Source organism: Clostridioides sp. GD02377, from assembly GCF_045899875.1.
Taxonomy (GTDB): domain Bacteria; phylum Bacillota; class Clostridia; order Peptostreptococcales; family Peptostreptococcaceae; genus Clostridioides; species Clostridioides difficile_A.
The window spans coordinates 21,172-28,779 of record NZ_JBJODA010000031.1 but is presented as its reverse complement, the minus strand read 5'-3'; the positions used below and the strand labels follow the sequence as shown (position 1 = coordinate 28,779).

The 7,608-nt window shown below is 30.2% G+C and carries 7 protein-coding genes and 1 pseudogene; all 8 read left to right on the top strand.

Annotation, left to right across the window (positions count from 1 at the left end; translation table 11 throughout):
- Positions 1-80 precede the first annotated feature (80 nt).
- A pseudogene (locus tag Q3304_RS19580) lies at positions 81-365 on the top strand (isochorismatase family protein); the annotation flags it as partial.
- Between the two features lie 539 nt (positions 366-904).
- Positions 905-2,938, top strand: a complete 2,034-nt coding sequence (locus Q3304_RS19575) for a BglG family transcription antiterminator (protein WP_407815469.1) — start codon at positions 905-907, stop codon at positions 2,936-2,938.
- A gap of 14 nt (positions 2,939-2,952) precedes the next feature.
- Positions 2,953-3,240: a PTS sugar transporter subunit IIB gene (locus tag Q3304_RS19570; protein WP_054272057.1), complete on the top strand. Its 288-nt coding sequence runs from the start codon at positions 2,953-2,955 to the stop codon at positions 3,238-3,240.
- Positions 3,241-3,266: 26 nt separating this feature from the next.
- Positions 3,267-4,538, top strand: coding sequence for a PTS ascorbate transporter subunit IIC (locus Q3304_RS19565; RefSeq protein ID WP_054272056.1), 1,272 nt, complete (start codon positions 3,267-3,269; stop codon positions 4,536-4,538).
- Positions 4,539-4,602: 64 nt separating this feature from the next.
- Positions 4,603-5,202: an SIS domain-containing protein gene (locus Q3304_RS19560; protein WP_054272055.1), complete on the top strand. Its 600-nt coding sequence runs from the start codon at positions 4,603-4,605 to the stop codon at positions 5,200-5,202.
- Between the two features lie 4 nt (positions 5,203-5,206).
- Positions 5,207-6,103 carry a 4-hydroxy-tetrahydrodipicolinate synthase gene (gene dapA, locus Q3304_RS19555; RefSeq protein ID WP_407815031.1) on the top strand — a complete coding sequence of 299 codons (897 nt, stop codon included), beginning with the start codon at positions 5,207-5,209 and terminating at the stop codon, positions 6,101-6,103.
- Positions 6,104-6,228: 125 nt separating this feature from the next.
- The gene (locus tag Q3304_RS19550; protein WP_054272054.1) at positions 6,229-6,861 is read left to right on the top strand and encodes a ketohydroxyglutarate aldolase; all 633 of its coding nucleotides are present in this window, start codon (positions 6,229-6,231) and stop codon (positions 6,859-6,861) included.
- Positions 6,862-7,044: 183 nt separating this feature from the next.
- Positions 7,045-7,479, top strand: coding sequence for a helix-turn-helix domain-containing protein (locus tag Q3304_RS19545; protein ID WP_407815029.1), 435 nt, complete (start codon positions 7,045-7,047; stop codon positions 7,477-7,479).
- Positions 7,480-7,608 lie beyond the last annotated feature (129 nt).

The following is a 7,608-nucleotide window of genomic DNA, read 5'->3' as shown; positions in this document are numbered from 1 at the left end:
GTTTGTAAGACATATTTTAGTATGCAAAATTCTATGAAACAGGAACCATGTGACTTTAGTCATGTGAGGTTCAGAAAAAAGTAAACAGTGCTTTTAAGGAAACTGGTCTATTAGAATACTTAACAAATAAGGGTGAAAAAGATATAATTGTTGTTGGACTTCAAACAGATTATTGTATTGATGCAACTATAAAATGTGGATTTGAGCATGGTTTTAATATGATAGTTCCAGCTTATTCAAATACAACTGTTGATAATTTATTTATATCAGCAGAACAATCATATAAATACTACAATGAATTTATATGGAATGGAAGATATGCAGAATGTATTTCATTGGATGAGACACTTAAAAGAATGAAGTAAATATAGGCTACCTATAATAAAAAAATTTAACCTACTTGGTTTTAAAATATTAAAGTCATAAGAGGTATAAGTTACTGAATCTTGTATTTAGATAAATTAATTTCAGAAAAATGATACTAGAGTACAAATTAATAAACAAATCTAATGTATTAGAATGGTACAAGTAAAATAAGGCACATCAATTTTATTTTAAATTAATGTGCTTTTTTAGGTGGAACAATTTATTAAAAGTTAATATGATTTTTATTATTTAAATCACTTTTCTTGTGTTTCTTTACTAAAGAAACCTTTTTTATTTATAAAATCTACAATTGTACTACAGTATCTATTTTAGATAAGTATAATTTTTGTCTCAATCTAAAACAAAAGTTATACTTAAATGAAATTGAAAACAATAAAATTCTCCAATAAAATAAATATTGTGGAGGTGATGAAAGAATTCAATGATAATATGAAGACTAATCTTAATAAGAAAGTAGGGATTAATGGTAGTGGACAAAGAAATTGTATCGATTCTCCAGATTTTATTAAATAGCACATTGATTACAACTAATGGATTACAAGAGGAATCTAATTCTTCAAAAAGACAAATTACTTATAGAATAAATAAAATCAATGACATGCTTAAAGTAAAAAAAGTACCACTTATATGTTTAAGAGCTGATAAAGATATTATCGTTAGAAAAGAAACCAAAAAAGCAATTAAAGAAATTCTAGAAAAAAATTATTCTAAGAATACTTATTACTTTAGTAAAGAAGAAAGACTTTTATATATGTACCTAATGCTTTTTATTAATATGGAGGATATCTCAATTAACCATTTTACAAACTCTATAAAAGTGAGTAGGTCTACTGTAAATCTTGATTTTAAAGATTTAATACCAAATCTTGAAAAAAAGGGTATTGAAATCAAGAATAATCGTATAAGTGGCTATTATTTAGTTGGAAATGAGATGGAAATTAGGAGAGTACTTATTAAGAATATTATAGAAACTTTGTCTAATGAGAAAAGTTCAAGAGTATTTGATATTTTTATAGAAGAATATAATCTAGATAAATTTGAAGAAGCCAAAAAGATTATATTAAAGCTTATAAAAAGATATGAAATTAATTTTGTTGAGGATAGATTAATAGAATTTATTTATATATTTATCTTTCTAAAGGCAAGAATGTGTTCAACTAGAATAGTTACTCAAGAAAATATAGATATCCCTAGTATTGCAGTCATGAGTTCAATGAAGGAATATAAATTTGCTAAGGAATTGTTAGAAGTATATGAAAGTGAAGAAAATATAAGACCTCATAATATAATGTATATTAGTGCTTGGATTTTAGGTATATCAGTAGGAAATTATGAAGAAGACACAGAAGATAAGGCTGTAATTTCAGAAATTGTAAATAAAATGATGACAAGATTTGGGTATTTAAGTGGGGTTTATTATATAAGTCAAGAAAAGATATTTAAACAATTATATTCTCATTTTAGACCAGCTTATTACAGACTTTTATTTAAATTACCTATTTATAATCCAATTTGTGAAAAGGTAAAAGAAGAATATAGATTAGTCTATAGAATTGTAAGTAATGCAATGAAAGAATTCTGTGGCTTATTTGGAGAAGAAATTCAAGAAGAGGAGTTAGCATACTTAACAATGCACTTTGCAACTCTTTTCTCAAATAAAAAAGAGTTTGATGATTTTAGAAAAAGAATAGCATTAATAGTTTGTTCAAATGGTGTTGGGAGTTCAGCTATTTTACATGCAGAACTTACAAACTTATTTCCTGACTTACATTTTATACCAATGTCAGAATCGGTTGGATTAGAAAATATCAGTGAACCTGTAGACATTGTATTTACTACTAATTATAACACAGAAGGTTTAAAGACAGATGTGCCAGTGATTAAAGTAAGTCCTGTTATGACCACAAAAGAAAAGTATAAGATTACACGTGAAGTGTATATTCAATTGGGAGATATTTTCTTAAGACAACCTAAAATAGATGAGGTTATGAATATAATAAAAAAATATGCAAAAGTAACTTCTGAAAGTATGCTTTCAAGTGAGTTATTAGCTTATTTTGCACAAATAGAGAATTTTACATCCAAGGAAGGAGAGGGGCCTATGCTAAGTGAGATTACTAGTGAAACACTAATAAAATTAAAGGTAAAAGCTAAGAACTGGGAGGATGCTATTAGACAATCAGCTTCTGCCTTAGTTGAAAACAATAAAGTAACTGAGGGATATGTAGATGCAATGATTGACTCAGCAAAGGTATCTGGGCCATACATAGTAATTACAAAACATGTAGCACTTCCTCATGCTAGACCAGAAGCTGGGTCAAAAGAAATTGCGATAGGTATTGCTACTTTAGATAGCCCTATTGAGTTTGGAAATGATGAAAATGACCCAGTAAAATATGTATTTTGTTTAAGTGCAGTAGATAATAATAGTCATTTACGTGCTATGTCTGAACTGGTTGAATTATTGGAGCAAGATGAATTCTTTAGAGCGTTAGATACTGCTAAAGAAGGCAAAGAAATTATTGATTTTATAAAAAAACACGAATTATAAAGGAGGATTTAATTATGTATAAAATTTTAATCGCATGTAGAGCAGGAGTTGGCTCAAGTTTAATGTTAAAAATAAAGACTCAACAAATCATTAAAGAAAATAACTTTCCAATCGAAGTAGAACATGGTTCATTAGATTCATTAAATGGATTCAATGGAGATGCTGTAGAAACATTAATTGATGTTGCTGAAGAATTAGAAAAGAAAAATTTAAGATTTGATATAATTGGAATTCGTAATATTGTTGACCGCAACGAAATCAAGACAGCGCTAGAAAAATTTCTTGCTTCAAAAGAGGAATAAATTTAAGAAAATAGGGAGGAATGTTTATGGAGTTTATTATTAGTTTGTTGAGTACACCTGCTGTTTTACTTGGTGTAGTTGCATGTATAGGACTGATTCTTCAAAAGAAATCAGCAGTGGAAGTATTTACTGGGTCTTCAAAAACACTTATTGGTTTTCTAATATTTGGTATTGGTGCATCTGCTATGACTGGTGCACTTCAGAATTTCAATAAATTGTTCCAGCAGGGGTTTGGAATTACTGGTGTTATAGCTTCACCAGAAGCAGCTACAGCACTTGCACAAAGTACATACGGTTTTGCAGTTTCATGTACATTAATTCTTGGATTCATACTAAATTTAGTATTTGCACGTATTACAAGGTTCAAGAATATTTTCTTTACAACAGGTCATAGTTTATTTTTTTCTTGTGTATTAGTTTTAATTATGAAAGCACATGGATTTGATAATACAATCACTATTTTAATAGGTGGAGTTATTTTAGGATTTATGTCTGCTGCACTACCTCAATTCTGTCAGCCATTTATGCGTGAGTTGACAGGTGGGGATGAACAAGCCATTGGTCACTTCAATATGATTGGTTATGGTTTATCAGGATATATTGGACGTTTATTTTCAAAACATAAAGATGATACAACAGAAACTATAGAATTTCCTAAGTGGTTATCAATATTTAGAGACTTTTTAATGGGCCTATCTATAGTTATGCTAATCTTATTTTATATTGCAACTTTAAAAGCTGGAAAGGCCTTTACTCAAGAAATTGCTGGTTCAACACATTGGTTAGTATTTCCACTTATAGAAGCATTTACATTTGTGGCTGGGATGTCAATACTGATGTCAGGTGTTCGTATGTTCTTAGCTGAAATAACTGCTGCATTTGTAATTATTTCAGAAAAATATATACCAGGTTCACGTCCTGCACTGGATGTTCCAACAGTCTTCCCATATGCACCAAATGCAGTTATTATTGGATTTATCTCAGCATATGCTGCTGGTCTATTAGCAATTGCTATTATGGCATCATTTCCTAGTATATTCCCTGTAGTAATTATTCCAGCTGCTCATATATGTTTCTTCTCAGGTGGTACAGCCGCAATATTTGGTAATACCTCAGGCGGATGGAGAGGAGCTATTGCAGGGTCATTTGTTGTAGGATTATTACTTGCATTTTTACCAGTGATATTATATCCAGTTTATGGGACTCTTGGTATAGAGGGCGCAACTTTCCCAAACATTGATTATAACGTAGTTGGTTCAATATTACATAATATTTTACAATTTATAAAGCCTATCTAGTCTAAATCAATGATATAAAAGTCATAGGTATGGTTGATATAATTTAAAGGAGGGCAAGTCTATTATGAAAAATACACTATCTGCATTTCTAGACACTCTATCTACTGAAGTATCAGAGTTTATTTCATCAATAGATGAAATATCTATAAATAAAGCATGTGATTTAATTTTTGAAGTTGAAAAGAATCATGGACGTGTACATGTGACTGGTATTGGTAAACCAGGACATGTATCAGGGTATATTTCTTCATTACTTTCATCTACTGGAACACCAGCATATATATTACATGGTACAGAAGCAGTACATGGTTCAAGTGGTCAAGTAGTAGCTGGGGACGTTGTTATTGCAATATCAAATAGTGGAGAGACTCAAGAATTAAAAGCGACTATTGAGACACTAAAAGTAAATGGAGCAAAGATAATTGGTGTAAGTGGTAATACTAATTCATTCTTAAAGGATGTTTCTGATATATTTTTATTTGCAGGTGTTAAACATGAAGGTGATTGTCTTAATAAGGCTCCTCGTGCTTCAATTCTTGCGGAAACTATAGTATTACAGTCATTAAGTGTTGCATTACAATATGCTAAAGGACTTGATGTACAACAGTATTTGAAGTGGCATCCAGGAGGAAGCCTTGGAAAGTCTATTAGAGAGGAAATGTAATTTTATGAAATATAAAGGTATTATATGCGCAATGATAACACCCTTTGATGAAAACCAAAATATAAATCCACAAGCAACATGTGAGTTAATTGACTATCTAATAGATAGGGGAGTTTATGGATTATTTATTTTGGGAACTAATGGTGAATGTCATGTACTAACAGATGATGAAAAGGTTGAATTTGCAAAAATTGTTATCAATCACACTAATAATCGTGTACCTGTTTTTGTTGGGACAGGTGGTAACTCAACCCGTGAAGTTATAACTTTGTCCAAAAGAATGGAAGAAATAGGTGCAAGTGCATTATCAATTATCACTCCATATTTTGTGACACCAACACAACAGGAATTAATTTTACATTATAAGTCTATTGCTGATTCAGTTAATTTGCCTATTATGATGTATAATATGCCAGGTAAGACAGGGATTAATATTGAATCTGACTCAGTGCGTGAATTATCAAAGATAAAGAATATTGTTGGCATTAAGGATAGTAGTGGTAGACTTGACAACATGAAAGCCTATATTGAAGCAACTGAGGGTGAGGATTTTAGTGTATTTTCAGGTTCAGATTCACTTATTCTTGATAGTTTGAAGGCTGGTGGGAAAGGTGCTGTTGCTGCAACAGCAAATTTCCTCACAGAGATTGATATTGCTATTTATGAAAACTTTATGAATGGGGATTTAGAAAAAGCTCAAGAAGCTCAAAATAGTATTGAAGAACTTCGCCGTATTCTAAAGCTTGGAACAATTCCATCTGTTATAAAAAAAACTGTTGTCTTGAATGGAATTAATGTTGGAACTGCACGACTTCCTGTAACTGAACCAACTGGAGAATCTATTGAAGAAATTAAGCAAGTGGTCGAAAATTATAGAGAAATGCTTAATAAACATAGTTAGAATAGACAATATAACGAGAAGAATCAGATTTGTATGTGAATAATATATGCTTTATTAAAAGCAATTTAACTTAATGGAGGCTTAATGGAGAAGTAAAATGTTTTGATGAATATAGAGGTGATGATATGAAAAAGATGAATATAACCAAAAGAATGGCAGAATGTGGGGCTCTTGCGATTGTAAGAGAAGAAACACTTAATCGTGCATGTGAAATTGCTGAAGGGTGTATAAAAGGTGGAATAACAAATATAGAAATGAGCTATACTTTAAATAATGCTGGAGAAATAATTCAAGGGCTTAATAAAAAATATGGTGAATCTCTTTGTGTTGGGGCAGGAACCGTTTTGGATAGTGAAACAGCTCGTCATGCTATCTTACATGGAGCTCAATTTATCATTGCACCAAATTATAATGAAGATGTAGCAAAAACTTGTAATAGGTATCAGATTCCTTATGCTCCAGGATGTACATCATTGACTGAGGCAGTAGAGGCTCTGAGTTTAGGAGCAGCTTTTATCAAGGCCTTTCCAATATCAGATTTTTATGGACCTAAGCTAGTAAAGGTATTTAAGACACCAATACCTGATATGCCAGTTTTAGCGAGTGGTGGAATTAATCTGGATAATTTACATGTATGGTTGGAAAATGGTGTTGATGTATGCGGTTTTGGTAGTCTATTAACTAAAGGTAATATTGGGGATATTGCTAAAAATGCTAAAAAGATTCGTGAAATAATTAAAAATATAAGAGAAGTTTAATGTTGTGGCTGTATCATAGTAGTTTATAATTATTATGATACAGCTTATTTAGTATTTGTTATATTTTAATCCAAATTATAGATAAAATCAGTAATGCAACTATTAGTTAACAAAGTGCAACTATAGGAGGATTGTGAATTAGCCAATATATAAATATAATTAAGTTGAGATGAGGTGATAATATTGAACTTTGGAGAAAATTTAAAGAGACTAAGAAAAGAAAGAAATTTATCACAAGAACAACTTTCTGAAATGCTAAATGTATCTAGGCAAGCTATATCAAAATGGGAATCTAATAAAACATATCCAGATATAGAGAATTTAATGTTGTTAAGAAATATATTTAATATAGCTTTAGATGATTTGTTATTTGATGAAAATAAAGATAAAATTGAAGATGTTATTAAATCAAGTAAATTACCTACAAATAGTACAAATTATGATGAAGATGAGTTAGAAGATGAACTGTCAGATAATTTCATGATAGGTGGTTTTATAATAGGAATATCAATAGGATTTATTACAGATAATTTTATGTGGGGGATAGCGGGTAGTTTTATAGGTATGGGAGTTGGTTATTTATTGAGATATATAAATAAAAGGGATACGACAAACTAAATTTAGAATCAAGTGTATTATGGTGAGTGCAAGGTGTACATAAGTATGTAACCAATTATAATCAGTAATCAAATTAAAAATAATAGTAAGATTAAGAATTTAAATCATAAGCAAAAGAGTTGTTTGTAA